The organism is Sphaerotilus sulfidivorans, from assembly GCF_013426975.1.
Classification (GTDB): Bacteria; Pseudomonadota; Gammaproteobacteria; order Burkholderiales; family Burkholderiaceae_C; genus Sphaerotilus; species Sphaerotilus sulfidivorans.
The window spans coordinates 123,589-149,057 of record NZ_JACCPY010000002.1 but is presented as its reverse complement, the minus strand read 5'-3'; the positions used below and the strand labels follow the sequence as shown (position 1 = coordinate 149,057).

Genomic DNA, 25,469 nt, shown 5'->3' with positions numbered 1-25,469 from the left:
GTCCATGCCGCAGTTCTTCGTCCGCCGCCCGGTGTTCGCCTGGGTCATCGCGCTGTTCATCATCCTGCTGGGCCTGATCGCCCTCCCGCAGCTGCCAATCGCGCGCTTTCCGTCGGTGGCGCCGCCTTCCGTCAGCATCTACGCCAGCTACCCCGGCGCCACACCGCAGACCATGAACGACGCGGTGCTCGGCGTCATCGAACGCGAGCTCTCCAGCGTCAGGAACCTGCTGTACTACGAGTCCTCGTCCGACACCTCGGGCAGCGCCGAGATCACGATCATCTTCAAGCCCGGCACCCATCCGGAGATGGCCCAGGTGGACGTGCAGAACCGGCTCAAGGCCGTCGAGGCACGCCTGCCGCAGGCGGTGCGCCAGAACGGCATCAGCGTGGAGTCGGCCTCCTCGAATTTCCTGATGATGGTCGGGCTGAAGTCCACCGACGGCCGCCACGACGAGACGGTGCTGAGCGACTACATGGCGCGCAACGTCGTGGAGGAGCTGCGCCGCATCGAAGGCGTGGGCAGGGTGCAGCTGTTCGGCGCCGAGCAGGCCCTGCGCGTGTGGGTGGACCCCGCCAGGCTCAGCGCCCACAAGCTGACGATGGGCGACATCAGCGCCGCCATCGCCCAGCAGAACGCGCAGATCGCCCCTGGCCGCGTGGGCGATGCACCCACCACGTCCGGGCAGCGAGTCACCGTGCCGCTGACGGTGCAAGGCCAGCTGCAGACGCCCGAGCAGTTCGCGGCCATCGTGCTGCGCGCCAGCGCCGACGGCTCCCGCGTGCTGCTGGGCGATGTGGCCCGGGTCGAGCTGGGCGCGCAATCCTACGGCTTCTCGACCCGCGAGGACGGTCGCGTCTCGACCGCGCTGGCGGTGCAGCTCTCGCCTGGAGCCAATGCGGTGCGCACCTCGAATGCCGTGCTCGCGCGCCTGGCCGAACTGGAGAAGAGCCTGCCTGCAGGCATGAGCTACTCGACGCCCTTCAACACCGCGCCCTTCGTCAAGATCTCGATCGAGAAGGTCGTGGTCACGCTGGTCGAGGCGATGGTACTGGTGTTCCTGGTGATGCTGCTGTTCCTGCAGAACCTCCGCTGCACCCTGATCCCGGCGATCGTGGCGCCGATCGCGCTGCTGGGCACCTTCGCGGTGATGCTGGTGGCGGGCTTCTCGATCAATGTGCTGACCATGTTCGGCATGGTGCTGGCCATCGGCATCATCGTGGACGACGCCATCGTGGTGGTCGAGAACGTCGAGCGCATCATGGCCCAGGAGGGGCTGGGCCCGCAGGACGCCACCCTCCAGGCGATGAAGGAAATCACCGGCGCGGTGATCGGCATCACCCTGGTGCTGACCGCAGTGTTCATTCCCATGGCCTTCGCCGGTGGCTCGGTGGGCGTGATCTACCGGCAGTTCGCGCTGACCATGGCGGTGGCCATCCTGTTCTCGGCCTTTCTCGCGCTGACGCTGACCCCCGCGCTGTGCGCGACCCTGCTCCAGCCGGTCGATCCGGCGCATCACGACAGGCGCGGCTTCTTCGGCGCGTTCAACCGCCGGTTCGATCACATGACCCGGCGCTATACCTCAGGTGTCGCTCGCCTGCTGGCCCGCAGCGGCCGGGTGATGCTGGTGTTCGCCGCGCTGACAGTGACCCTGGTACTGGCGTTCCGCCAGCTGCCCTCGGCCTTCCTGCTCGAGGAGGACCAGGGCTATTTCATGTCGGCGATCCAGCTGCCGGCCGATGCCACCGCCGAACGCACGCTCGGGGTCGTCAAGCACTACGAGCAGCACCTGGCCACGCGCCCGGGCATCGCGTCCAACCTGTCCATCCTGGGCTTCGGCTTCTCCGGCTCGGGCCCCAACGCGGCCATGGCCTTCACCCTGCTCAAGGACTGGGACCAGCGCGACGGCGCCACGGTGCGTGACGAAGTGGAGCGGGTGCAGCAGGCCATGGCCAGCACACCTGAAGGCAGCGTGATGAGCATGATGCCGCCGGCCATCGACGAACTGGGCAACAGTTCCGGTTTCACGATGCGCCTGCAGGACCGCGCCAACCAGGGCCATGCCGCGCTGAAGGCGGCCGAGGCGCAGCTGCTGGCCCTGGCGGCACGCAGCCCGGTGGTGGTCGACGTGGCGTCGGACGGTCTGCCGGCGGGTGCCAGCGTCCGGCTGGACATCGACCGGGTCAAGGCCAACGCGCTGGGGGTGTCCTTCTCTGACATCAGTGAAACCCTCTCCACCGCGCTGGGTTCGTCGTATGTCAACGACTTCCCGAACGGCGGCCGCATGCAGCAGGTCATCCTGCAGGCCGATGCGCCCGCGCGCATGCAGGTCGACGACGTGCTGCGGCTGTACGTGCGCAACGCGCGGGGTGGCATGGTGCCGCTGTCGCAGGTGGTCACGCCGGTGTGGAGCGACACGCCGCTGCAGCTGGTGCGCTACCAGGGCTTTCCGGCCACGCGCATCTCGGGGGCGGCCGCGCCGGGCCAGTCCAGCGGCCAGGCCATGGCCGAGATGGAGCGGCTCGCGGCGCAGCTGCCGCCAGGCTTCGCGGTGGCCTGGACCGGCCAGTCGCTGCAGGAGCGCCAGTCGGCCGCGCAGGCGCCCCTGCTCATGGCCCTGTCGATGCTGGTGGTCTTCCTGGTGCTGGCCGCCCTGTACGAGAGCTGGTCGATCCCGCTGGCGGTGATGCTGGTGGTGCCGCTGGGCCTGATCGGCGCGGTGGCGGCGGTGCTGCTGCGCGGCCTGCCCGACGACGTGTTCTTCAAGATCGGCCTGATCACCGTGATCGGCCTGTCGGCCAAGAACGCCATCCTGATCGTCGAATTCGCCAAGCAATTGCGCGCGCAAGGCTGGGGTCTGGCCGAGGCCGCCGTGGAAGCGGCACGGCTGCGCCTGCGCCCGATCCTGATGACCTCGCTGGCCTTCGGCCTGGGCGTGGTGCCGCTGATGGTGGCCTCGGGCGCCAGCGCCGAGACCCAGCACGCCATCGGCACCGGCGTGTTCGGCGGCATGGTCACCGCCACCGTGCTGGCCGTGTTCTTCGTGCCGGTGTTCCATGTCGTCGTGACCGGGCTGCAGGAACGCTTCCAAGGCGGGCGGGTGGCCCGTCTCTCGAACCGCGAAGGTCCGATGCCATGAGAAGGCTGATTCTGATTCTCTCCATTGCGCTCGGGCTGTCCGCCTGCTCGCTGACACCGCCGCGGGTCACGCCGCAAGCGCCCGTGCCGGCCGTGTTTCCCATGGCAGCCGCGGAGGCCGGATCGCTGCCCGCCGCCGACATCGGCTGGCGCACGCTGTTTCCCGACCCGCGCCTGCAGCGCCTGATCGAGCTGGCCCTGACGAACAACCGCGACCTGCGCCTGGCCGCGCTGAATGTCGAAGCGGCACAGGCCCAGCACGGCATCCAGCGCGCGGCACGACAGCCGGCCCTCGAGGCCACAGGGGGGTTCACGCGCCAGCGCATGGCCGCTCCGGCTCAGGGCAGCACGTCCCGCTCCGGGGAAGTCACGGGCCAGTTCAGCGCCAGCATCGGATCGAGTGCCTTCGAAATCGATCTGTTCGGGCGCGCGCACGCCCTGTCGGAAGCCGCCTTTGCCCGCTATCTGGCCAGCGAGGAAGGCCGCCTGGCCGCCCGGATCGCTCTGGTGGGCGCCGTGGCCGACGCCTGTCTGGCCGAGCGCCTGGCGCTCGAGCAGCAGGCCCTGGCCGAACGCACCCTCGCAGACTGGCGACAGTCCCTTGAACTGACACGTCTGCTGCTGCAGGCGCGCCAGAGCAGCGCCCTGGATCTGGCCCAGGCCGAAAGCCAGGTGGCCACGGCCGAGGCCGAGCTGCAGGCGCGCACGCGGGCCTGGGCGCAGGCTCGGAATGCACTGCGCCTGCTGGTGGGCGCTGATCTGCCCGATGATCTGCCCCAGGGCTTGCCGCTCGACCGCCAGCAGGTGCTGACGGCCTTGCCGGCTGGCCTGCCTTCGGACCTGCTGGCGCGCCGGCCCGACATCCGGCAGGCCGAGCAGATGCTGATCGCGGCCAACGCCGACATCGGTGCGGCACGCGCGGCATTCTTTCCGCGCATTTCCCTGACCGCCTCGCTGGGCTATGCCAGTCCGGCCATCGGCAGACTGTTCGACCGCTCGAACCGGGCCTGGATCTTCTCGCCGCAGATCACCCAGCCGCTGTTCCAGGGCGGACGGCTGCGTGCGGAGCTGCGACTGGCCGAACTGCGCCGGTCCAGCGCGGTGGCCGAATACGAGCGCACCATCCAGACCGCCTTCCGCGAGGTGGCGGACGGCCTGGCGGCGCAGCAGACCTCCGACCGCCAGGTCGAGGCCCAGACCCGGGCCGTGGCCAGCGCCGAGCGCCGGGTACAGCTGTCCGATCTGCGCTACCGCGCCGGCATGGAGGGTCGGCTGGAGCTGCTCGACGCCCAGCGCCAGCTGCGCACCGCCCGGCAGACGCTGCTGGACCTGCGCCGCGAGGCCTTCGGCAATACCGTCGCCCTGTACAAGGCCCTGGGCGGCGGCGTCCTTGAACACACGGCCACGCCATGACACTGCCGCTCGATACCTCTTTCACCACACCGGCCGCCATCACGCCTGAAGCCGGCAGCGCCGAGCCCTGGCGGCTCCGGTTCTGGTCCATCTTCGGCGGCCAGGCCATGTCGCTGATGGGCTCCTCGCTGACGCAGTTCGTGCTGCTGTGGTGGATCACCGACACCACCGGCAGCGTGGCTGCGCTGGCCAGCGCCGGCATGGCGGCCCTGCTGCCGCAGGCCGTGCTGGCGCCGCTGGGCGGCACGCTGGCCGATCGCCACAGCCGCCGGCTGCTGATGATCGTGGCCGATGGCGTCAGTGCGCTGTGCATGGGGGTGCTGATCGCCCTGTTCCTGACCGCGCGCATCGAGCTCTGGCATGCCTACGCCATGATGGCCATGCGCAGTGCCATGCAGGTCTTCCAGGGCCCGGCCGCAGCGGCCAGCGTGGTGATGCTGGTGCCCAAGCATTTCATCGTTCGTGCGGCAGGGCTCAACCAGACGCTGCACAGCCTCACCGTGGTGGCCGCCGCGCCGCTGGGGGCGCTGGCGATCGGCACGCTGCCGATCGGCTGGGCGCTGTCCATCGATGTGCTGACCGCGCTGCTGGGCATCGTGCCGCTGCTGTGCTGGCGCATCCCCCAGCCCGCCCGCGGCGAAGCCGGCCGCACCGGGCTGTGGAGCGAGTTCCGGGAAGGGCTGCACCTGGTCTGGCACACACCCGGCCTGCGCCGGCTCTTCCTGCTGCTCGGCGCGGTGGTGCTGGCCGTCATGCCCACCTTCGTGCTGGTGCCCCTGCTGGTCAAGGAGCATTTCGCGGGTGGTGCGGCGCAGGTCGCCCTGATGGAAGGCCTGGCCGGTGCGGGCATGCTGCTGGGTGGTCTGCTGGTGGTGGTCATGGCGCCGCGCCGGCTGGTGCGCTGGACGCTGGTCGGTTTCGCGGTCTCCTGCGCGGCGCTCGCCCTCACGGCCATGGCGCCGGCCAGCCTCTTTGGTGTGGCCGTGGCCTGGTGGGTGATGAGCGGCATCAGCTTCGTGCTGGGCGACACGCCACTGACCGCGCTGCTGCAGACGACCATTCCCGACCACCTCCAGGGACGCGTGCTGGCCCTGATGTCGACCCTGATGGCGCTGGCAGCACCGGTGGGGCTGGCGCTCGCCGCCCCACTGGGTGAATGGATCGGCGTGCGTGGCGTGTTCGTCGTGGCCGGCGTGCTGGGCACGCTGACCAGTCTGGCCGGTTTCCTGTCGCCGGCCCTGCTGGCCCTGGACGACCCGCCCGGTCCGGATGCAACGATGAAGACTTGAGCAGGTTCAACCCCAGCGATCTTTCGCCCCATCCAACACCAGAAGCCACACGCATGGAAACCCTTGAAACCGCCCGCCTCGTGCTGAGGCCCTTCGCGCCCACGGACGCCGCCGACTTGTTCGAGTACATGCACCGGCCTGTGGCCAGCTGCTTCCTGTCGCTGGCCCTGGCCGACCTGCAGGCCGCCGAGCAGGAAGCGGCCGCGCGCAGCAGGAACGAACACAGCATTGCCGTGTGTCTGCGTGCATCCGGCAAGCTCATCGGTGACCTGTTCGCCGATCCGGAAGACGACACCGTCTCGGTCGGCTGGAACTTCAATCCGGCCTTCTTTGGACAAGGCTATGCGCACGAAGCCGCGGCCGTGCTCTTTGCGCACCTGTTCACGGCGCGTGGTGCGCGCCGGCTGTACGCCTACGTGGAGGACACGAACATCGCCTCTCAGCGGCTGTGCGAACGGCTCGGCATGCGGCAGGAGGGTCTCTTCAAGGAGTTCATCTCCTTCCGACAGGATGCCGACGGCACGCCGATCTACGAGAACACCATGCAATACGCCCTGCTGCGACATGAGTGGCAGCAGAACAGCGGCAGGCGCGGGCCCTCGCCTGCGCGAGGGTGACGGATCGGCGGGCAGGCCCTGAGCGGGCTACCGCTGCCGGGCGCGCTGGTAGAACGCGCTGCAGGTGCGGTAGAGCGCGCCGATGGAGGCGTGTTCGCTCACCCAGTCGCAGGCGGCCTGGCCCAGGCGCTCGCGCAGCGGCGCGTCGGCCAGCAGCCGCTCCAGCGCGGCCTGCAGCGGCTCGCCCTGGTCGGGCGGCACCAGCAGGCCGGTCTGGCCGTCGCGCACGATCTCGGGGTTGCCGCCCACCGCGGTGGCGACGATCGCCAGCCGGGTCGCGCAGGCCTCGAGCAGCGCGATCGACAGGCCCTCGGTCAGCGAGGGCATCGCGAAGATGTCGAAGCCCGGCGTCAGGTCGGCCACATCCTTGCGCTGGCCGGTGAAGATCACCCGCGCGGCCACGCCGGCGGCCTCGGCCTGGGCGCGCAGCTCCGCCTCCAGCGGGCCGGAGCCCACCAGCGCCAGATGCAGCGAAGGGTGCTGCTTCAGCAGCGCCGGCATCAGCGCGATCAGCAGCCGGTGGTTCTTCAGCGCCACCTGGCGGCCGACCGCACCGATCAGCAGCGCGTCCTCGGGCACGCCCAGGCGCTCGCGGGCGATGCGGCGGCGCTCGGGCGTCCAGCGGAAGCGCTCGACCGGGATGCCGTTGAGCACCGTGGTGGCCCGCTCGGCCGGCACCAGGCCGTCGCCGACATAGCGGCCGTGCACCTGCGAGCCCACCATCGCCACGCCGCGGGTGTGCCTGAGCGACCACAGGAAGTACTGGCGCAGCCGCTTCTCGCGCTCGAGCCGGAAGCCCATGTCGTGCAGGCTGCAGACCTGCGCCGGGCCGCCGAACATCGTGCGGATCGCCGCGGCGGCGTGGTAGTTGGGCACGAAGTTGTGGGCATGCACCAGATCGATGTTGCGCCAGGCCATCGCGCGGCGCAGCCTCAGGATCAGCCCGATGTCGAGGCCGTCGCGCTTGTGGCCGACGATCACCTCGACGCCGGCGGCCTCCAGCTCGGGCTTGAGCCCCTCGGTGGCCAGCAGGCTGAAGACGCAGACCGTGTCGCCGCGGCGCTTCTGCTCGATTGCCAGATCGGTGACCACCCGTTCAAGTCCGCCGAACTCGAGCGAGTCGACGATGTGCATCAGCCTCATGAAATCCTGTCCTCTCCCTGTGCCAGGGTGCTTGTGGCGCGGGATGTTAGCGCAGCGCTGCGGCAAGATCGGGGCTTTCCCGACCCTCGCCCGACGCACCGACAGGAGACCTTCAGCATGCCCCTGCCCGCCCCCCGACTGCTCGGCCTTGGCCTCCTTGGCTTGAGCGGCCTGACCCTGCTGCACGGCCTGCCTCAGGCCCAGACCGTGCGCGTGCCCACCGAGCACAGCGGCCAGCCCGCCGCAGGCTGGCCCAGCGCCGAGTCCGGCCGCTTTCTCGACAGCGCGCCTGCGCCGGTGCCCACGCCGGAAGCACCGGCCGCAGCGGCCAGCCAGGCCGCCGCGCCGCGCGAGGACGGCCCGTGGCCGCCGCCGGTGGTCGAGCCGGCCCGCGCCGACGGCTGCAGCACCGCGCTCACCGGCAGCGGGCGCGCCTTGCATGTCGGTCCGGGCCAGACCTTCACCGAGCTCGACGAGGTGCCCTGGCTGTCGCTGCAGGCCGGCGACGTGGTCAACATCCACCACCGCCCCGAGCCCTACCGCACCAAGATCGGCCTGCGCGCGCAGGGCCGCGCCGATGCGCCGGTGGTGCTCAACGGCGTCACCGACGCGCAGTGCCGCCGCCCGGTCATCAGCGGCGAGAACGCCACCACCGCCCGCGATGCCGCCGCCAGCGGCTTCTTCAGCAAGCAGTACAGCGAGCCCTACGGGCTGATCTTCATCTACAAGTCGCGCGACCAGGCCTGGGGCAGCCGGCCGCGCCACATCCGCATCCAGAACCTGAAGCTCACCGGCGCGCACAAGGACAGGCGCTACACCGGCATGGACGGCCAGAGCGGGCGCTATGTCGCCGGTGCCGCGGCGATCTACGCCATCGTGGTCGAGGACCTGACCGTCGAGAACTGCGAGATCACCGGCAACGGCAACGGCATCTTCGTCAACAGCCGCTCCGACGAGGAATCCAGCCGCAATGTCTTCATCCGCCACAACCGCATCTGGAACAACGGCAATGTCGGCAGCTGGCTGGAGCACAACCTGTATGTGCAGACCGCACGCGCGCTCTACGAGGGCAACGACATCGGCCAGCTGATCCCCGGCGCACGCGGCTCGTCGCTGAAGGACCGCTCCAGCGGCACGGTGGTGCGCTTCAACCGCATCACCGCGGCGGCGCGTGCGCTCGATCTGGTCGAGATCGAAGGCGGCGTGCGCCCGGTGCGCGAGGATCGCCACTATCCGGACGCCTGGGTCTACGGCAACCTGATCCTGAACGACCTGTCGCTGCCGGGCTCGGGTTCGGTCAAGCTGATCCACTGGGGCGGCGACAACGACGAGCGCCATTTCCGCAACGGCACGCTGCATTTCTTCCACAACACCGTGATCCACAGCGGCACCCAGCAGCAGGCCTGGTACATGGCGCTGTTCGACATGCCCGGCGCCCGCCAGACGGTGCGCGCCACCGGCAACCTGATCGTCAATCTGGGCAGCACCCAGATGCGGGTCGGCCACCAGGCCGGCACGGTCGAGTTTGCCGGCAGCAACTGGATCTCGCGCGACTGGGCCCAGGCCGGCCCGGACTCGGTCGTGCGGGTGCGCACCAGCGGCGCGCAGCTGTTCGAAGGCCCGCCGCCGGCCATCAGCACGGCCAGCGGCCGGATGCGCACGCCGCTGGCGCGCCTCGATCAGCCCGCCGGCGATCTGCCGACCGACTCGGCCGGTCAGCCGCTGCGCCTGAGCCATCAGATCGGGGAGGAGCGCGGCCTGGCCAGACGCCCGGTCCGCGGCCGCGGCCCCGATCTGGGGGCCATCGAGCAGCCCTGAGCGCGGCACCCGCCGCGCCAGGCACCGGCCAAGGCCATGAATCTGCGAGATTCGGCTGCGCCGCAGCCGGAAATATTCCGCGACATCGATCGAATGAATTGCGGGGCATTTCCGGCCAGTTGTAATTGCAGGCCGCCGGCCTGTACACGAAAAACCCGGGAGGACCACGCCCCCTCCCCCGGAACAGGCGGCCGACCGGTACCGCACGGTTCGTGCCGATGCGCACGAATGAAGGAAACCCGCCCACAAATACCAGGCTGAGCCTGAAAAACCCGTCCACGGGGTTTTTCATGATCTTTCACCCTCGGATTGACCGGTTTCGAGGCGCCGCAGTTACAGATTCCCCTACTTGCTTACGGGCGGCCCCCGGCGGTCTGCCTACCTTTCGCTCCGTGAATTTCGCCCGGCACTGAACCCCCGCATCCAGATGCCGACATCCATCAGGGGGGAATGACAGTTTTCCAGATCAGGAGATTCTGTCGTCTTCTCCGGCTCATTTCCGGCTCGAAAGGTTGTCTCCATGTTTCATTGCAGCGTCGCCACCGAAAATATCGCATTTCGGGGCGCAGTCACCGGTCTGGCCGGACTGATGGCCGGCAGCGCCCTGATGGTCCTGGCGGCACGGCCGGCGCAGGCCCAGGTCGTCATCCGCACGGCGAACGCCACCACCGCCGTCACCTCGGTCACCGCCGTCACGGCAGCCAGCGCCAGCACGCTGACCCGCACCATTTCCGCGCCGCCCGGCGTGCTGGCCATCGGCAGCACCCGCAGCACGGTGGCCGCGGCCGCGCTGGGCCTGACACCCTGCCAGCCCTCGGGCAAGGGGCGGGACTTTCCGGTCGGACCGGGACGGGCCTACACCACGCTCGACCAGGTGCCCTGGGAAAGCCTGAAGGCGGGCGACACGGTGCGCATCCACCCCGCGCCGACGCCCTACCGCGGCAAGTTCGCGATCGTCGCCCAGGGCACGGCCGACGCGCCGGTGCGCATCTGCGGCGTGCGCGGTGCCGACGGCTCGCGCCCGGTCATCGACGCGGATGGCGCCACCACCCGGGCCGCGCTCTCCGGCCTCTACGGCTCGAGCACCTACGCCCGCGACATTCACCAGGACCGCAGCCTCATCGTCATCAAGTCGGACCCGGCCCAGGGCTGGACCGCCTACCCGCGCCACATCCGCATCGATGGCCTGAAGATCACCGGCGCGCATCCGAGCCGCAGCTTCCGCAATGCCGCCGGGGCGCTGCGCAGCTATCTGCCCTTCGGAGCCTGCGTCTGGGTCGAGCGGGGTCACAACATCTCGATCGTCGACAACGAGATCACCGACTGCCAGATGGGCGTGTTCAGCAAGTCGACCGACGACGGCGACTTCGCGGTGACGCGCAATCTGTACATCGCCGGCAACCGCTTCGCCGGCCACGGCATCGTCGGCAATGTGCATCAGCACAGCACCTACACCCAGAGCATCGGCACGGTGATCGAGTTCAACCGCTACGAGCCGCTGCGCCCGGGTGCGCTGGGCAACGGCGTCAAGGACCGCTCGGCCGGCACGGTGGTGCGCCACAACCGCATCGAGGAGGGCTCGCACGCGATCGATCTGGTCGAGGCCGAAGATTTCCCGCTCACCGCGATGGCCACGCCCGCCTATCGCAACACCTTCGTCTACGGCAACCAGATCATCAAGACCGGAGACACCGGCAGCGTCATCACCTATGGCGGCGATCATTTCGGCAGCCAGGCCGGCGCGACCTGGGGCGAGCCGATCTTCCGCAAGGGCACGCTGCACTTCTTCCACAACACGCTGATGCTCAAGGGCACCGCGGCCTGGGTGTTCCGCATCGCCACCACCGAGGAAAAGGTCGAGGCCTGGAACAATGTCATCCACTTTGCCCCGAGCATCCGCGAGAAGAGCATGCGCATGGACCGCGAGGTGGCCGCACCCTGGATCGGCGGGGGCATCGTCAACCTCGGACGCAACTGGATCAGCAGCGGCTGGCAGGACTCGGACATCTGGCACAAGGTGCGCGGCCAGCTCAATCTGGTCGAGCCGCAGCTCGGCGACACGACGCTGCCCTTCGACGCCGCCTCCTTCCGCCCGGTGGCCGGATCGGCGCTGATCGACGCGGGCAAGCGCAGCACCGCCTCCCCGGTCAGTCTGGTGCTGAGCCATCAGATCGACGCGCTCGGCCTGCCGCAGCTGCGCCGCATGAGCGGACTGGGCGACGATCTTGGCGCGGTCGAGCGATGAGCCTGCGATGGACTTCCGCTGAGCATCTGGCGGGGCGGCGGCGTTGTCCGCTCCCGCCATCGGCCGATCAGTTGCAACCTCATGTAGGTGCACATGCCCGCAGGCCGTCCCGGACTGAAGCGGACGGACCACTCCTGAGGCGCAGCGGCTCGCAGCGCATTTCAAGATACTTCACACGGCTGCCACGATGACCGTGAAACAATTCACGAATAAGTTGATTTGATGCGCAGGCAAATCACATTAATGTTTCACTAATTCCCTTTTTACACCCCCTATTCGCGGGGGGTGTCATTTTGTGCATGACAGTTACATGCACGGGAAATGCTTACCCTGTTCGATTCGGCCGTCCCTATCGTCGCGAACCTGCGGCGCCGACGTCTCGTCGGCGAGGACGATTCACGACAACGAACACTGAAACAGGCGAACGGCCCATGGACAGCATGATGGACAAGACTCGGGCACGACGCGTGCGCCTGCTCTGGGCAGGCACCGCCCTGGCGCTGGGTGCGGCCCTGGCCGGCTGCGGCGGCGGCGGCGAAGACACCGGATCGGGCGGCACCACGCCGAGCCCCTCGCCCGCCCCGACCCCGACGCCGCCGGTCGAGACGCTGGCGCTGGGCGCCTGCGAAGCCTCGGGCAAGGGCACCGACTACCAGGTCGGTCCGGGCAAGGCCTACACCGCACTCGACCAGGTGCCCTGGGAAAGCCTGAAGGCCGGCGACACCGTCCGCATCTTCTATTCGTCGACGCCCTACAAGGGCAAGTTCCTGGTCGCGGCCCAGGGCACGCAGACCGCACCGGTGCGCATCTGCGGCGTGCGCGGCCCGAACAACGAGCGCCCGATCATCGAGGGCAGCGGTGCCACCACCCGCAGCGCGCTGCTCAGCGCCTACGGCAACACCGCCGAGACGCAGGACATCCACCAGACCCGCAGCGTCATCGTCGTCAAGGCGCTGGCCAGCGGCACCTACACCGACTACCCGACCTGGATCCAGATCGACGGCCTGAACATTCGCGCCGCCCACCCGAGCTACACCTTCACCGACGCCGCCGGCACCCGGAAGAACTATGCGCAGTTCGGCGCCTGTGTCTGGATCGACCGCGGCCAGAACATCCTGATCGCCGACAACGAGATCAGCGACTGCCAGATGGCCGTCTTCAGCCGCTCGACCGACGACGGCGACTTCATGGTCACGAAGAACATCCGCATCGCCGGCAACTACCTGTGGGGCCACGGCATCGCCGGCAGCGACCGCGAGCACACCACCTACACCCAGAGCGTCGGACTGGTGATCGAGTTCAACCGCTACGGGCCGCTGCGCAGCGGCGCGCTGGGCAACGCGGTCAAGGACCGCTCGGCCGGGCTGGTGGTGCGCTACAACCGCATCGAGGGCGGCGCGCGCTCGGTCGACATGGTCGAGGCCGAGGACTTTCCCGTCACCGCGACCGCGCTGGCGGCCTACCGCAGCACCTTCGTCTACGGCAACCAGTTCAAGAAGAACGGCGACGACGGCAGCTTCTTCCACTACGGCGGCGACCACTTCGGTGCCGCGGCCGGCGCGAACTGGGGCGAGACGCTGTTCCGGCGCGGCACGCTCTACTTCTTCAACAACACCGTGCACGGCACCGGCACCAATGTGCGCCTGTTCCAGATCTCGACGACGCTGGAAACGGTGGAGGCGTGGAACAACGTGTTCTGGTTCGACGCGTCCGTGACCTCGCTGAACCTGCGCCAGGCCGAGAACGATTCGCTCTCCACCAGCTACACGCCCGACGGCATCCTGAACCTGGGCGTGAACTGGATCCGCAGCGACTGGACCGACACCACCGCCTGGAAGACGCTCAAGGGCCAGGTCAACGGCACCGCCAACCTGCTGACCGGCAGCAGCGCGCCCTTCGACACCAGCAGCTTCGTGCCCAATGCCTCGAGCGCGATCATCGATGCCGGCAAGGCCGGTCCGAGCGCAGCCAGCGCCTACGGCGTGAACTACCAGCTCGACAGCAGCTACACGCCGGTGGCACGCACCGTCAAGGGCGCAGCCATCGACCTGGGCGCCACCGAGCGCTGAGGCCCGGCGGCCGGGGCGGCGCTCACAGCCCCTCGGCCGCCAGCAGATCGCGCACGCTGGCGAGCTGGCGGCGCGACACCGCCAGCCACTCGTCGGTGGCGGCGATGCGCACCGCCCAGACCTCGCTGGCCTCGGCCTCGCCGCGCTCGTCGCTCCAGCGGCGCCGCTCCAGCGCCGCCACCGCATCCAGTGCCACCAGCGCGTTGCGGTGAATGCGCAGGAAGCGGCGCCCGAGCCGCTCCTCCAGCTCGGCCAGCGACTCGTCGAGCAGCAGCGTGCGGTGTGCGGTGCGCAGCGTCACGTATTTCTGCTCGGCCTTCAGGTAGAGCACCTCGGTCAGCGGCACCCGCAGCAGCTCGCCGCGCTCATGCACCACGATGACCGGCACCGCCGGCGCGGGTTCGGCCAGCGGCGCCGGTGCGGTCGCCGGCAGCGCACCGCCCAGACGCTGCGCCACCCGCGCCAGCGCCTCCTGCAGCCGCAGCCGGCGCACCGGCTTGGTCAGGTAGTCGACCGCCTCGACCTCGAAGGCCGCCAGCGCATGCTCGGCATGCGCGGTCACGAAGATGACCCGCGGCGGCTGCGGCATCGCGCGCAGCCGCGCCGCCAGCGCCAGCCCGTCCATGCCGGGCATGCGGATGTCGAGCAGCACCACATCGGCGGCATGCAGCGCCAGCCAGTGCAGCGCCGCGGCCGCGGTGGCCGCCTCGCCGACCACCTGGGCGGCCGGATCGACGCAGTCGGCCAGCAAGGTGCGCAGCCGCAGCCGCGACAGCTCCTCGTCGTCGACCAGCAGCACCCGCAGCGGCGTCGTCATCTCCATGCCTGTCGGCCCCTTTCCTCGGTCCGGTACCCGGTCTCAGTCCGGCAGCGCGATCGCGATGCGCACCCGGAAGCGCCCGCCATCGATCGCGCCCGCCTCGAAGCGCACGCCCAGGTCATGCAGCAGCATCAGCCGTTCGCGCACATTGCGCAGCGCCATGCCGTGGCCGCGGCGCGGGCGGCCCTCGCCCAGCGGATTGGTGACCGTCAGCAGCGCCATGCCATGACGCACGCCGGTGCGGATGACGATCTCGCCGCCCTCGGTCGAGGGCTCGATGCCGTGCTTGACCGCGTTCTCCACCAGCGGCTGCAGCATCAGCGCCGGCACCCGGGCGGCGGCGGCCTGCGCATCGAGCTGCCAGCGCACCCGCAGCCGCGCACCGAAGCGCACCTGCTCGATGGCCAGATAGCGCTGCGCCAGCTCGATCTCCTGGCCGAGCGTGACCGGCGCGTCGGCGCTGGCCAGCGCGGCGCGGAACAGCTCCGACAGGTCCTCCAGCACCGCCTCGGCACGCACCGGGTCGATCTGCACCAGCGTGATCGCGCTGTTGAGCGCGTTGAACAGGAAATGCGGCCGGATGCGCGACTGCAGCTCGGCCAGCCGCGCCTGGGTGCCGGCGGGCAGGTTGAGGCGCTCGCGCAGGCACAGCACCTGCCAGACCGCCACCGCCAGCGCCGCGCCGCTCGATGCGGCAGACAGCGCGGTCAGCGCGCCCGGATCGACCTGCTCGAGCCAGCGCAGCTCCGCCCAGGCGCCCAGCGCGCACAGCAGGCCGATCAGGCCCATCAGCGCGGCGGCCGGCATCGGCGCCAGCCGCGCCAGCCGCGGCCGCAGCGCGCAGCCGGCCAGCAGCCACACCAGCGTGGCCGGCAGCACCGCCACCACCAGCACCGACAGATTGCCCAGCAGCCCGGCCAGATCGCCGCCCTGCAGCCCCAGGCCCAGCACCAGCACGCCATGCACGAACAGCACGGTGCGCAGCACCAGCCCGCCCTGGCACAGCATCGGCACGGAACGGGGCGGCAGACCGGCGGATTCGCCGGCGCTGGCAGACGGGGACGGACTCACGGGCGCGCGCTCTCTACAATCTGCGCCATTGTCGCCCGGCCGGCCCGCTTGCGCGGGGCTGCCGGGCGTTTCTGCCACTTCCGGTCGGCCTCCGTCCGGACTCCCGACTGCCCCTCCGATGAGCCATCCCGCCTCCGACAACCAGCTCGACAAGAAGGCCCAGGCCTGGTCCGCCCTGTTCTCCGAACCGATGAGCGAGCTGGTCAAGCGCTACACCTCCAGCGTCTTCTTCGACAAGCGCCTGTGGCGCGCCGACATCGCCGGCAGCCTGGCGCACGCCGAGATGCTGGCCGCGCAGGGCATCATCAGCGCGGCCGACCTGGCCGACATCGAGCGCGGCATGGCGCAGATCCGCGCCGAGATCGAGGCCGGCAGCTTCGAGTGGAAGCTGGATCTGGAGGATGTGCACCTGAACATCGAGGCGCGCCTGACCACGCTGGTGGGCGACGCGGGCAAGCGGCTGCACACCGGCCGCAGCCGCAACGACCAGGTCGCCACCGACGTGCGCCTGTGGCTGCGCGACGAGATCGACGCCACCGCGGTGCTGCTGGCCGACATGCAGCGCGCCCTGGTCTCGGTCGCCGAGAAGAACGTCGACACCATCCTGCCGGGCTTCACCCACCTGCAGGTGGCGCAGCCGGTGAGCTTCGCGCACCACCTGCTGGCCTATGTCGAGATGTTCGCGCGCGACGCCGAGCGGCTGGCGGATCTCAGGAAGCGCGTGAACCGCCTGCCGCTGGGCTCGGCAGCGCTGGCCGGCACCAGCTACCCGCTCGACCGCGAGCGCGTGGCACGCACGCTGGGCTTCGAGGCGGTCTGCCAGAACAGCCTGGACGCCGTCTCCGACCGCGACTTCGCGATCGAGTACACCGCGTTCGCCTCGCTGGTGATGATCCACGTCTCGCGCCTGGCCGAGGAGATCGTGGTCTGGATGAGCCAGAACTTCGGTTTCATCAACCTCAGCGACCGGTACTGCACCGGCTCCAGCATCATGCCGCAGAAGCGCAACCCGGACGTGGCGGAGCTGGCGCGCGGCAAGTCGGGCCGCGTCATCGGCCACCTGATGGGCCTGATCACCCTGATGAAGGGCCAGCCGCTGGCCTACAACAAAGACAACCAGGAAGACAAGGAGCCGCTGTTCGACACGGTCGACACGGTCAACGACACGCTGCGCATCATGGCCGAGATGATCGGCGGCGAAGTCGCGGCGGACGGCAGCCGCTCGGGCGGCCTGACGGTGAAGAAGGACGCGATGGAGCGCGCCGCGCTGCGCGGCTACGCCACCGCGACCGATCTGGCCGACTACCTGGTCAAGAAGGGCCTGCCCTTCCGCGACGCGCACGAGGTGGTGGCCCACGCGGTCAAGGACGCGATCGCGCTGGGCAAGGACCTGGCCGAGCTGCCGCTGGAGACGCTGCAGGGCTACGACGCGCGCATCACCGCCGACGTGGCCGAGGCGCTGACGCTGGCGGGCTCGCTCAACGCGCGCTCGACGCTGGGCGGCACCGCGCCGGTCCAGGTGCGCGCGCAGATCGCGCGCCACCACGCCCGCCTGGGCTGACGCCCGCGATGAGCACGCCCGCCGACAACCCCTGCCTCACCTGCGGCGCCTGCTGCGCCAGCTTCCGGGTCGACTTCTCGCCCGAGGAGCTGCAGTCGCGCGGCGGCTGCGTGCCCGACGGCCTGGCGGTCGAGCTGGGCGACACGCTGGCGCGCATGCGCGGCACCGACCATGCCCGGCCACGCTGCGCCGCGCTGGTCGGCACCGTCGGAGAAAAGGCCGGCTGCGGCATCTACGAATGGCGCCCCGGCCCCTGCCGCGAGTTCGGCATGCTCGCACCGCTGGGCCGCGGCGACGAGGCCTGCGCCCGCGCCCGGCTGCGCCACGGTCTGACGCCGCTGGGCTGAACGAAACCGGCCGGCTCAGCCGCCGGCACGCCTGACCGTGCGGCCGCGCTGCTGCAGCCAGGCGACGACCTTGGCGACATGGTCGCCCTGGATCTCGACCACGCCGTCCTTGGCGGTGCCGCCGCTGCCGCAGGCGGCCTTCAGCGCCTTGGCCAGCGCCGTCAGCTCCTCGCCCGCCAGGCCCAGGCCGCGCACCACGGTGACCGCCTTGCCGCCGCGGCCCTGCGTCTCGCGGCTGACCTTGACGACGCCGTCGGGCGTGCCCGAGACGGCCGCCGCGCGGCACAGGCACTGCAGCACCGGCTGGCGGCAGTCCGGGCAGACCCGGCCGGAATCGGTGGAATAGACGAGGCGGGAATCGGCAGGCATCGGCGCGGCGCAGCGGAAGGTGGCGACAGGGAGACAGGGAATCCGGTCGCCGAGGGTAGCACCGGCCGCGCGCTCACAATCCGGTCCATGAGCTCCGCCCTCCTCCTCCCCGTTCCCCTCGACCGCGCCTACCGCCTGCTCAACCACGGGCCGGTCACGCTGGTCAGCAGCGCCCATGCCGGGCGCGACGATGTCATGGCCGCCGCCTGGGCGATGCCGCTGGACTTCATGCCGCCGAAGGTGGTGGTCGTCATCGACCGCAGCACCTTCACCCGTGAGCTGGTCGAGGCCTCGGGCGAGTTCGTGCTGAACATTCCGTCGAGCGCGCAGGCCGTCGGCGTGCTGGCGGCCGGATCGGGCTCGGGGCGCGAGCAGGCCGACAAGATCGGCGCCTGCGGCTTCGAGCGGCTGGCGGCCACGCAGGTCGGCGCGCCGCGGATCGCCGGCTGCCTGGCCTGGCTGGAATGCCGCGTGCTGCCCGATGTCGAGAACCAGCGCCGGCATGACCTGTTCATCGCCGAGGTGGTCGCCGCGCAGGCCGATGCGCAGGTGTTCCGCGACGGCCGCTGGCATGTCGACGACACGCCCGGCAGCACCGCGCCGCGCACGCTGCATTACGTCGCCGGCGGCGCCTTCCTGGAGACGGGGCGGGCGATCGAGGTGGGCCCGGACAGACGCTGACCTTCGATGCGGCCAACGCGCGACGCCGCGCTCAGTCCATGCGCCACGCCGGCAGCCGCCAGTCCAGCGCCACCGCCAGCCAGCGCAGCACGATGGTGACCGCCGCCGAGCCCAGCAGCGCCGCGTCAGCCGACCAGTGCAGCCATTGCGAGGCCAGCACCAGCGCCCAGCCGCCGATGAAGACGCACAGCGCATAGGGGCGGTGGTCGCGCAGCGTCGCCGGGATCTGGCTGCAGACCATGTCGCGCAGCACGCCGCCGAAGACCGCGGTGATCACGCCCATCAGCACCGCGATCAGCGCCGGCATCTGCACCGACAGCGCGATCTGCGTGCCGGCGGCGCCGAACAGGCCCAGGCCGAGCGTGTCGGGCCAGAACATCGCCCGCTCGGTCAGGCGCAGATGGCGGGCGCGGATCATCACCATCGCGCCGATGCACAGCCCGAACACCGCCGCGACCTGGGTGCTGTTCTCGACCCAGAAGAAGGGTCGGCGGTCGAGCAGCACATCGCGCAGCGTGCCGCCGCCGAAGGCGCTCAGGAAGGCGGCGACCACCACGCCGACCGCATCGAGCCGGCGCCGCGCCGCCTCGATCGCGCCTGAGAGCGCGAACGCCAGGGTGGCCACCAGCTCCACCGGTCCGACCAGGCCGGACAGCAGGCCCAGGGCCTGCGGCAGCAGCAGCGAGGACTCGGTGCTCATGCCAGGAACAGCGCCAGGGCGGCACCGCCCAGCGCCAGGCGCAGCCACTCGCGACGGGCGCTCATGCCACACCTCGCGGTGTGCGGCGGCGCGCGGCCATCTCGGCGCCGATGTCGGCCAGCGTCTCCGCAGCGCCGGGCTGCGCGTCGATCCCCGCGCGGGCCTGCGGGTAGGCGCGGCCCTCCTCCGCCGCGATATGGCCGGCGTAGAGCGCGGCCCAGGCCTGCCGCTCGGCCTCGAGCGGGAAGTCGCGGCCCGGGCCGTCGCCCACCTCGCCGTCCGGCGCCTCGCGCCAGAGGATCAGCGGCTCGCGCAGGCGTGCCCACAGCGCCTCCATGCGGCGGTGCTCGGTCTCGAGCGTGTCGGCCAGCGCCCGCGCGTCCGCCGTGCCCGAGGCGCGCAGCCGCGGCAGCACATGGCGCTCCTCGTCCTGGTGGTGGTGCGGCGCAGCCAGGTCGAAATAGCGCAGCACGTCGGCCGCGGCCGAGCGCGAGGCCGCGTCATGGCCCTGAGCGCGCACATGCGCGACCAGGCGCTCGAACAGCGCCAGCGTGCGCTCGACCCGCTCGTGGCAGGCCGAGAGCATCTCGAAGGGCTGCTCGAAGCCGATCGCGGGGGAATGGAAGCCGGGAAGCGTCATGGAGGAATGGAAGCAGGAAGAGTCCGTCAGGGCAGCCAGGGCTGCTTGCCCACCGCGGTGGCGACGATCCAGCCGACGGTGGCCAGCGCCGCCAGACCGGCCGCGGCCTGGCCGGTGCGGGTGGTCGCGCGCTTGAGCGCCACCGAGCCCAGAACGATGTAGAGCCCCAGCGCGCCGATCTTGGCCAGCAGCCAGGGGGACTGCAGCAGATCGATGCCGCCGACCACCACCATCGCGATCGCCGTCGACAGCAGCAGCGTGTCGACCCCATGCGGCAGCACCCGCAAGACCTTCCAGGCCGCCAGGCGCTCGGGCGCGGCCAGCCGCAGCCCCAGACGCAGCGCGAACAGCGCCACGCTCAGGCCGACGCAGTGCAGATGGATCTTCTTCAGCAGCAGATAGTCGAGCGCCATCGCGATCTCCGTGCTGACGCCTCAGGCCGCCAGCGCCGGCCGGCGCTGCGGCGTGCGCGGATCGCGCAGGCGCTCGAGCAGGCGATCGACATCGAGCACCGGCTCGCCGTGGGCGCCACGCTCCTGGCAGACCAGCGTCACAAAGTCCGGCGCCCAGTCGCGCAGGCGACCGATCTGCTCGCGCCGGACCGCGACCCGCAGGCCCACCTCGATGCCGGCGCCCTGCAGCCGGCGGATCAGCGCCGGCAGTCCGGAGCGGGCCGGCCGCAGCGACCAGACCGCGCCGGGCTCGGGCGCGCCGGTCTCCAGATCGAGCAGCAGCGCCCCCACCCGCTGCTGCCGGGCCAGCGAGGCCAGCGCCTCGAGCCGGTCGACCGCGGCGGCCTGCGGCGCGCCGGCCGGCAGCGCCAGCACCGGCATCAGCAGCGGCAGACCGGCCTCGGGCCGCGACGCGGCGATCAGCCGCAGCATCGGCACCGCGCCCGCGCCCTCGCCCAGCGGCACCGCGATGCGGTCGACGCCGGCATCGCGCAGCGGCTGCAGACGGGCCTGCAGCACCGACGGCCCGGCCAGCGCAGGCAGGGCCGCATCGATGATGATGCCATCGGCCTGGTTGCGCACCTGGGCGCAGATCGCCCTCACCCGCTCGGGCGGCGCCGTCTGGAGGTCCAGCCCCAGGGCCCCTGCCCGCACCGCCGCCGCCGCGTCCTGCGACGACCCCACCGCCACCTGCCAGCGCATGCCGTTCTCCTTGCCTGTCGATGCGCGGATTGTCCATGACCGGCCACCGCTGCCGCCCGGCAGGCGCCTCGATATACTGGCCCGCGCCCAGAACCGCCGCACGACGGCGCACACACGAGGACATTTCGCATGAAGTTCACCGGCTCCGACCAGTACGTCGCCACGCCCGACCTGATGCTCGCAGTCAACGCGGCCATTCGTCTGCAGCGCCCGCTGCTGGTCAAGGGCGAGCCCGGCACCGGCAAGACGATGCTGGCCGAGCAGGTGGCCGCCTCGCTCGGGCTGCCGCTGCTGCAGTGGCACATCAAGAGCACCACCAAGGCGCAGCAGGGCCTGTACGAGTACGACGCGGTCAGCCGGCTGCGCGACAGCCAGATGCCCGATGCCGACAGCGCCGAGCGGGTGCGCGACATCCGCAACTACATCGTGCCGGGCATGCTGTGGCAGGCCTTCAGCGCCGAGCAGCCGGTGGCGCTGCTGATCGACGAGATCGACAAGGCCGACATCGAGTTTCCGAACGACCTGCTGCGCGAGCTCGACCGCATGGAGTTCCACTGCTACGAGACGCGCGAGACCATCCGCGCGAAGCACCGGCCGCTGGTCTTCATCACCTCGAACAACGAGAAGGAGCTGCCCGACGCCTTCCTGCGCCGCTGCTTCTTCCACTACATCCGCTTCCCCGAGGCCGAGACGCTGCGCCGCATCGTCGACCTGCACTTTCCCGGCCTGAAGCAGGATCTGCTGGCCGCGGCGCTGAAGAGCTTCCAGGACATCCGCAACCTGCCGGGCCTGAAGAAGAAGCCCTCGACCTCGGAGCTGATCGACTGGCTGCGCCTGCTGCTGGCCGAGGACATCGGCGCCGAGGCGCTTCAGACCGCCGACCAGAAGGTGGCGATCCCGCCGATGGTCGGCGCGCTGCTGAAGAACGAGCAGGACCTGACGCTGTTCGAGAAGCTGGTGTTCATGCAGAGCCGCAACCGCTGAGGCACGGAGACTCTGTCCGCATCACCAGCATTTCTCGACCGGTCGCGCCGAGGACTCCAGACCGCGGGTGCCGGCCTGGTCGTAGGTGTAGTTGCCGCAGGCGTCCGCGGCCTGCGCGCCGCTGCGGGTGGCGCGGATCTGGAAGCCGCTGGCATCCTGGCGCACGATCGACAGGGTGTAGTGCCGCTGCGGCGAGACCGTCGGATAGAGATCGCCGGCAGCGCTGCCCAGACGGATGTTGGCGTAGGTGCCCTGCTCGGTGTAGACACGCTCCATGCGCTGTGCCAGCTCCAGCAGCGCGGCCTTGGCATCGGCGCGCCGGGCCGAGGCGACCTGCTCGCGGTAGCTCGGCAGCGCCACCCCGGCCAGGATGCCGATGACCGCCACCGCGATCATCAGCTCGATCAGCGTGAAGCCGCGGGACCGGCGGCTGAACAGGGGACGATGGACATTCATTGCAGCTGCTCCCAGCTTGCCCGGCCGGAGGTCGCGGTGATGCCGCTCTCGCGGATGCGCACCGTGGTCCCGGACGAGGTGTTGACGATCTTGTCGTCGAGCGCGCGGTCGGATGCGCGCACGATGCTCGGTGCCGACGGAATGCCGCCGACCCGCACGCCGGAGACATGCGCGAGCTGGCCCGACAGCGTGAGCCGGTCGGCCGCATCGACGCGGTTGTCGCCGTTGGTGTCCAGCGCCGGGCTGTCGGCGCGGTTGCCGGTGATGGCATCGAGTTCCATCACCCAGCCGTCGCCGCCGTAGGCGCAGGGATCGCTGCTCGGGATCAGGGTCGAGACGATCACCTTGCCGGCGCGGATCAGCACCTCGGTGACGATGCGCTCGCCGCTGGCGGGCAGGTCCAGCCGCCAGCCCTTCTTCCCGGTGCGGAACGCCGCCTCGGTGAGCTGGTTGTCGCCATTGAACAGCGTCGAGGGCCGGCCCACCGCATAGGTGCTGAACCGGTAGGTGCGGCCGTCGCCGCCGGTCTGCGTGCCCAGCACCGACTGGCCGACCAGCTCGTTGGCAGACACCGTCGTGCCGCTGTCGCGGATGCCGTAGAGGCTCTGCGTGGTGGTGGTGCCCAGGTCATCGCGGCTGAGGTAGCTGCCGGTGCCGAAGCTGACCAGGTAGCCGCCGGCCGGATGCGGGGTCACGTCCGGCCGGGCGGTAATGGCCTGGCCGGAGGCGGCGGAGAACAGCGGCTGCGGTACTGCTGCCGAACCGTAGGCCACTTTCCAGCCCAGCGGATCGCTGGCGGACAGGTCGAACTTCCACAGGCGCCCCTGCTGGTCGCCGGCATAGATGATGTCGACCACGCCGTCGCCTGCGGTGCTGATGGCGGTCAGGCCGAGCAGGCCGTTCGGGCTGGCTGCGGTGCCGGTCAGGGTGCTGATCCGGCTGACCGCGCCGGTCTCGGCATCGATGGCCAGCAGCTGCGCCACGCCGGCGCTGCTGTTGAGGCCGTTGCCGGAAAAGACCATCCAGCGGCCGTTGCGCGCCTTGGCGATCAGCGGCTGCTGCAGGATGTGGCCGACCGAGGCGTCGCTGCCGTCGATCTCCCAGCGCGCGACCCTCGAGGCGGTCGCCTCGGTGAAGTTCGCCGGATCGCTGATGTCCAGCGCATACAGGCCCTTGGCGCCGGCACCGGCGGTGCCCACCAGCAGCGTCTTCCAGCCGCCGGCGTAATGCACGTCGCCGGCGGCCAGCGGACCGTCGACGCTGTACTGATGGGTGTAGCCGGCCTCGGGCAGCGCCGCCAGCCGGTCGGCGACCAGGCCGGGCACATAGGCGAAGAGCTCGTCGCCGGTGCGGGCATCGAAGGCATGCAGCTGGCCGTCGTTGGCGCCGACATAGACCACCGGCGCCATCGCCGCCCGCGCGCGGCGGAAGGTGTCGTAGGCGGCGGCCTCGGCGCTGTCGCGCACGAAGCGCCCGCCGCTGGTGACCAGCAGCGGCGTCGAGTTGACGATGTCGCCCAGCACCGTCGTCGGCCGGTTGCGGAAGGCCGACGGCGCGGTGCAGGCCGGGCAGCGGCGCAGTTCGCGGCTGGCGTCGCCGCGCAGGTAGTTCAGCCGCAGCGCGCCGTGGGTGTCGACCACGCCGGCGCCGTTGCGATTGAGCGCGGCCACCAGCGTCAGCGGGATCTCGCTGGCGCCAGGCGCGGCGGCATTGGCCGGCCAGCGAAACGGCACGCCCCGGCTGCCCAGCGCCGAGGCGGCGCGGTAGGTGAGGATCTGCCGGCCGGTGCTCCAGTCCTTCAGGCCCAGACGCTGGCCAGCCTCCCAGGTCGGCGTGGTGGCCAGTTCGCCACTGGAGAGCATCTCCAGCGCCCGGAGCTCGCCCGACCAGTCACCGGTGTTGAAGCGCGCCTGGAAGACCTGGGTGCCGCTCTTCCAGGCCCCGGTGCTGATCGCCACCCCGGCCGAGGCGGCGGTGCGGGCCTGGATGTCGGCGGTGATCTGCGCGAAGGCAGCGCTGAGGGTGGCGCGGTCGGTGGCCATGTAGGCACTGCCCGTGCCGCCGACGGTGGCCATGCGGTTCATCGCGGCGATCGAGGCCTGATTGGTCGCCACCTCGCCCAGGCCGACGACATAGGTCTGCACGTCGTACTGTCCGTTGATCGCGGCATTGCCGCTCACCGTCAGCGTGCGCAGACGGCCGATCTCGGTGAACACATCCTGGGCCGCCTGACCGAAGACCCAGTTGCCGTTGACCTGGCGGTTCATGAGTTCCGCATTGGAGTAGGCCGTCCCGCCGATGCGGATGGTCGGATCGCCATCGGTCGCCAGCAGCACATAGTTGCGCTGGCAGGTGCGGTTGGTGATGGGGGAGGACGTGCCCGACAGCGTGTTGGCGTAGTACTGGTAGGCGGTCCGCATCGCGCCGGGCAGCGGTGTCCCGATCGATCCGTTCTTGATCTCCGGAGTGTTGATGTTCTCGGTTTCCGTGGCCAGCAGGCTGAGCAGCGCCGACTGGTGCGCGGTCGAGTCGTCCTGGACCGCCCGACGCAGCAGGCCCATGCCGGCCGTGCTGCGGCTGTAGTACATCACCGGCAGCGAAGACCGTCTGTCGTAGGTCGGGCCATAGAGGCCCTGGTTCTCGAAGGTGGCGAGGCCCCAGCGGAACTGGCTGCGGTAGGTGCTGATGATGTCGCGCAGCGCCGCCCGCGCGATGTTGCCCCGCGTGTTCGGATGCGCCAGCAGGACGGTGCCCTGCCCGCCCGGCAGCATGAACTCCATCGACGGCGAGTTGTCGTAGACCACCAGCACGTTCGGCTTGACGCCCGCCTCCAGATACAGCGGCGACTGCGCCAGGCTGACCGTCTGCGCCAGGACCGGGCCGGCGGCCAGCGCCAGCAGCGCGGGCAGCGGGAACAGGCAAATGCGGGGATTCGTCTTCATCGCGTCATCGAT

The 25,469-nt window shown here is 70.5% G+C and carries 21 protein-coding genes; 11 read left to right on the top strand and 10 right to left on the bottom strand.

What is annotated here, in order from left to right:
• Positions 1-4: 4 nt before the first annotated feature.
• The 4 genes from HZU84_RS01705 to HZU84_RS01690 are packed head-to-tail and all read left to right on the top strand — an operon-like array spanning position 5 to position 6,457.
• Positions 5-3,139, top strand: a complete 3,135-nt coding sequence (locus HZU84_RS01705; RefSeq protein ID WP_149503960.1) for a multidrug efflux RND transporter permease subunit — start codon at positions 5-7, stop codon at positions 3,137-3,139.
• The gene (locus HZU84_RS01700; RefSeq protein WP_149503961.1) at positions 3,136-4,551 is read left to right on the top strand and encodes an efflux transporter outer membrane subunit; all 1,416 of its coding nucleotides are present in this window, start codon (positions 3,136-3,138) and stop codon (positions 4,549-4,551) included. Before HZU84_RS01705 ends, HZU84_RS01700 begins: the two co-directional genes overlap by 4 nt.
• Entirely contained in the window at positions 4,548-5,840 is a 1,293-nt protein-coding gene (locus tag HZU84_RS01695; RefSeq protein ID WP_149503962.1) for an MFS transporter, read from the top strand. Before HZU84_RS01700 ends, HZU84_RS01695 begins: the two co-directional genes overlap by 4 nt.
• Positions 5,841-5,893: 53 nt before the next feature.
• On the top strand, positions 5,894-6,457 hold the full coding sequence (locus HZU84_RS01690; RefSeq protein ID WP_149503963.1) for a GNAT family N-acetyltransferase: 564 nt from the start codon (positions 5,894-5,896) through the stop codon (positions 6,455-6,457).
• 27 nt (positions 6,458-6,484) lie between these two features.
• On the opposite strand, the gene HZU84_RS01685 is transcribed toward HZU84_RS01690, so the two are convergent.
• Positions 6,485-7,600 (bottom strand): glycosyltransferase, encoded by a 1,116-nt coding sequence (locus HZU84_RS01685; protein ID WP_149503964.1) that lies wholly within the window; start codon positions 7,598-7,600, stop codon positions 6,485-6,487.
• A gap of 117 nt (positions 7,601-7,717) precedes the next feature.
• On the opposite strand from HZU84_RS01685, the gene HZU84_RS01680 reads away from it, so the two are divergent.
• From HZU84_RS01680 to HZU84_RS01670, 3 genes are all read left to right on the top strand, one after another.
• Positions 7,718-9,418 carry a right-handed parallel beta-helix repeat-containing protein gene (locus HZU84_RS01680; protein WP_149503965.1) on the top strand — a complete coding sequence of 567 codons (1,701 nt, stop codon included), beginning with the start codon at positions 7,718-7,720 and terminating at the stop codon, positions 9,416-9,418.
• Positions 9,419-10,007: 589 nt separating this feature from the next.
• Positions 10,008-11,663, top strand: coding sequence for a right-handed parallel beta-helix repeat-containing protein (locus tag HZU84_RS01675; protein ID WP_149503966.1), 1,656 nt, complete (start codon positions 10,008-10,010; stop codon positions 11,661-11,663).
• A gap of 431 nt (positions 11,664-12,094) precedes the next feature.
• Positions 12,095-13,732 carry a hypothetical protein gene (locus HZU84_RS01670; protein WP_149503967.1) on the top strand — a complete coding sequence of 546 codons (1,638 nt, stop codon included), beginning with the start codon at positions 12,095-12,097 and terminating at the stop codon, positions 13,730-13,732.
• Positions 13,733-13,754: 22 nt separating this feature from the next.
• Here HZU84_RS01670 and HZU84_RS01665 read toward each other — a convergent pair whose 3' ends face one another.
• On the bottom strand, positions 13,755-14,549 hold the full coding sequence (locus HZU84_RS01665; protein WP_149505273.1) for a LytR/AlgR family response regulator transcription factor: 795 nt from the start codon (positions 14,547-14,549) through the stop codon (positions 13,755-13,757).
• Between the two features lie 42 nt (positions 14,550-14,591).
• Positions 14,592-15,623, bottom strand: a complete 1,032-nt coding sequence (locus HZU84_RS01660; RefSeq protein WP_244954281.1) for a sensor histidine kinase — start codon at positions 15,621-15,623, stop codon at positions 14,592-14,594.
• A 118-nt stretch (positions 15,624-15,741) separates the two neighbouring features.
• On the opposite strand from HZU84_RS01660, the gene argH reads away from it, so the two are divergent.
• Both argH and HZU84_RS01650 read left to right on the top strand, forming a co-directional pair.
• Positions 15,742-17,184: an argininosuccinate lyase gene (gene argH / locus HZU84_RS01655; RefSeq protein WP_149503968.1), complete on the top strand. Its 1,443-nt coding sequence runs from the start codon at positions 15,742-15,744 to the stop codon at positions 17,182-17,184.
• Between the two features lie 8 nt (positions 17,185-17,192).
• The gene (locus tag HZU84_RS01650) at positions 17,193-17,531 is read left to right on the top strand and encodes a YkgJ family cysteine cluster protein (protein ID WP_149503969.1); all 339 of its coding nucleotides are present in this window, start codon (positions 17,193-17,195) and stop codon (positions 17,529-17,531) included.
• A gap of 15 nt (positions 17,532-17,546) precedes the next feature.
• Here HZU84_RS01650 and HZU84_RS01645 read toward each other — a convergent pair whose 3' ends face one another.
• Positions 17,547-17,900, bottom strand: coding sequence for a translation initiation factor Sui1 (locus tag HZU84_RS01645; protein WP_149503970.1), 354 nt, complete (start codon positions 17,898-17,900; stop codon positions 17,547-17,549).
• Between the two features lie 87 nt (positions 17,901-17,987).
• On the opposite strand from HZU84_RS01645, the gene HZU84_RS01640 reads away from it, so the two are divergent.
• Positions 17,988-18,581: a flavin reductase family protein gene (locus HZU84_RS01640; RefSeq protein ID WP_149503971.1), complete on the top strand. Its 594-nt coding sequence runs from the start codon at positions 17,988-17,990 to the stop codon at positions 18,579-18,581.
• 31 nt (positions 18,582-18,612) lie between these two features.
• On the opposite strand, the gene HZU84_RS01635 is transcribed toward HZU84_RS01640, so the two are convergent.
• The 4 genes from HZU84_RS01635 to HZU84_RS01620 all read right to left on the bottom strand — a co-directional run bounded on the left by HZU84_RS01635 (position 18,613) and on the right by HZU84_RS01620 (position 21,075).
• Complete coding sequence (locus HZU84_RS01635; protein ID WP_149503972.1) at positions 18,613-19,281, bottom strand: trimeric intracellular cation channel family protein; 669 nt, start codon at positions 19,279-19,281, stop codon at positions 18,613-18,615.
• Between the two features lie 61 nt (positions 19,282-19,342).
• A complete protein-coding gene (locus HZU84_RS01630) occupies positions 19,343-19,921 on the bottom strand; it encodes a hemerythrin domain-containing protein (protein WP_149503973.1) in 579 nt (192 codons plus the stop codon).
• 26 nt (positions 19,922-19,947) lie between these two features.
• Positions 19,948-20,334, bottom strand: coding sequence for a SirB2 family protein (locus HZU84_RS01625; RefSeq protein WP_149503974.1), 387 nt, complete (start codon positions 20,332-20,334; stop codon positions 19,948-19,950).
• Positions 20,335-20,355: 21 nt separating this feature from the next.
• On the bottom strand, positions 20,356-21,075 hold the full coding sequence (locus HZU84_RS01620) for a hypothetical protein (protein ID WP_149503975.1): 720 nt from the start codon (positions 21,073-21,075) through the stop codon (positions 20,356-20,358).
• 129 nt (positions 21,076-21,204) lie between these two features.
• Here HZU84_RS01620 and HZU84_RS01615 point away from each other — a divergent pair, with 129 nt between their 5' ends.
• A complete protein-coding gene (locus HZU84_RS01615; protein ID WP_149503976.1) occupies positions 21,205-22,059 on the top strand; it encodes an AAA family ATPase in 855 nt (284 codons plus the stop codon).
• Between the two features lie 21 nt (positions 22,060-22,080).
• Here the strand turns inward: HZU84_RS01615 and HZU84_RS01610 are convergent, their stop codons facing one another.
• Complete coding sequence (locus HZU84_RS01610; RefSeq protein ID WP_149503977.1) at positions 22,081-22,515, bottom strand: type IV pilin protein; 435 nt, start codon at positions 22,513-22,515, stop codon at positions 22,081-22,083.
• Positions 22,512-25,457, bottom strand: a complete 2,946-nt coding sequence (locus HZU84_RS01605) for a pilus assembly protein (protein ID WP_149503978.1) — start codon at positions 25,455-25,457, stop codon at positions 22,512-22,514. Before HZU84_RS01605 ends, HZU84_RS01610 begins: the two co-directional genes overlap by 4 nt.
• Positions 25,458-25,469: the final 12 nt, after the last annotated feature.

Bases quoted from the DNA above. Each gene is read 5' to 3' on its own strand.
- HZU84_RS01705 (WP_149503960.1), top strand. From the start codon at position 5: ATGCCGCAGTTCTTCGTCCGCCGCCCGGTGTTCGCCTGGGTCATCGCG.
- HZU84_RS01700 (WP_149503961.1), top strand. From the start codon at position 3,136: ATGAGAAGGCTGATTCTGATTCTCTCCATTGCGCTCGGGCTGTCCGCC.
- HZU84_RS01695 (WP_149503962.1), top strand. From the start codon at position 4,548: ATGACACTGCCGCTCGATACCTCTTTCACCACACCGGCCGCCATCACG.
- HZU84_RS01690 (WP_149503963.1), top strand. From the start codon at position 5,894: ATGGAAACCCTTGAAACCGCCCGCCTCGTGCTGAGGCCCTTCGCGCCC.
- HZU84_RS01685 (WP_149503964.1), bottom strand. From the start codon at position 7,600: ATGAGGCTGATGCACATCGTCGACTCGCTCGAGTTCGGCGGACTTGAA.
- HZU84_RS01680 (WP_149503965.1), top strand. From the start codon at position 7,718: ATGCCCCTGCCCGCCCCCCGACTGCTCGGCCTTGGCCTCCTTGGCTTG.
- HZU84_RS01675 (WP_149503966.1), top strand. From the start codon at position 10,008: ATGGCCGGCAGCGCCCTGATGGTCCTGGCGGCACGGCCGGCGCAGGCC.
- HZU84_RS01670 (WP_149503967.1), top strand. From the start codon at position 12,095: ATGGACAGCATGATGGACAAGACTCGGGCACGACGCGTGCGCCTGCTC.
- HZU84_RS01665 (WP_149505273.1), bottom strand. From the start codon at position 14,549: ATGACGACGCCGCTGCGGGTGCTGCTGGTCGACGACGAGGAGCTGTCG.
- argH (WP_149503968.1), top strand. From the start codon at position 15,742: ATGAGCCATCCCGCCTCCGACAACCAGCTCGACAAGAAGGCCCAGGCC.
- HZU84_RS01650 (WP_149503969.1), top strand. From the start codon at position 17,193: ATGAGCACGCCCGCCGACAACCCCTGCCTCACCTGCGGCGCCTGCTGC.
- HZU84_RS01645 (WP_149503970.1), bottom strand. From the start codon at position 17,900: ATGCCTGCCGATTCCCGCCTCGTCTATTCCACCGATTCCGGCCGGGTC.
- HZU84_RS01640 (WP_149503971.1), top strand. From the start codon at position 17,988: ATGAGCTCCGCCCTCCTCCTCCCCGTTCCCCTCGACCGCGCCTACCGC.
- HZU84_RS01635 (WP_149503972.1), bottom strand. From the start codon at position 19,281: ATGAGCACCGAGTCCTCGCTGCTGCTGCCGCAGGCCCTGGGCCTGCTG.
- HZU84_RS01630 (WP_149503973.1), bottom strand. From the start codon at position 19,921: ATGACGCTTCCCGGCTTCCATTCCCCCGCGATCGGCTTCGAGCAGCCC.
- HZU84_RS01625 (WP_149503974.1), bottom strand. From the start codon at position 20,334: ATGGCGCTCGACTATCTGCTGCTGAAGAAGATCCATCTGCACTGCGTC.
- HZU84_RS01620 (WP_149503975.1), bottom strand. From the start codon at position 21,075: ATGCGCTGGCAGGTGGCGGTGGGGTCGTCGCAGGACGCGGCGGCGGCG.
- HZU84_RS01615 (WP_149503976.1), top strand. From the start codon at position 21,205: ATGAAGTTCACCGGCTCCGACCAGTACGTCGCCACGCCCGACCTGATG.
- HZU84_RS01610 (WP_149503977.1), bottom strand. From the start codon at position 22,515: ATGAATGTCCATCGTCCCCTGTTCAGCCGCCGGTCCCGCGGCTTCACG.
- HZU84_RS01605 (WP_149503978.1), bottom strand. From the start codon at position 25,457: ATGAAGACGAATCCCCGCATTTGCCTGTTCCCGCTGCCCGCGCTGCTG.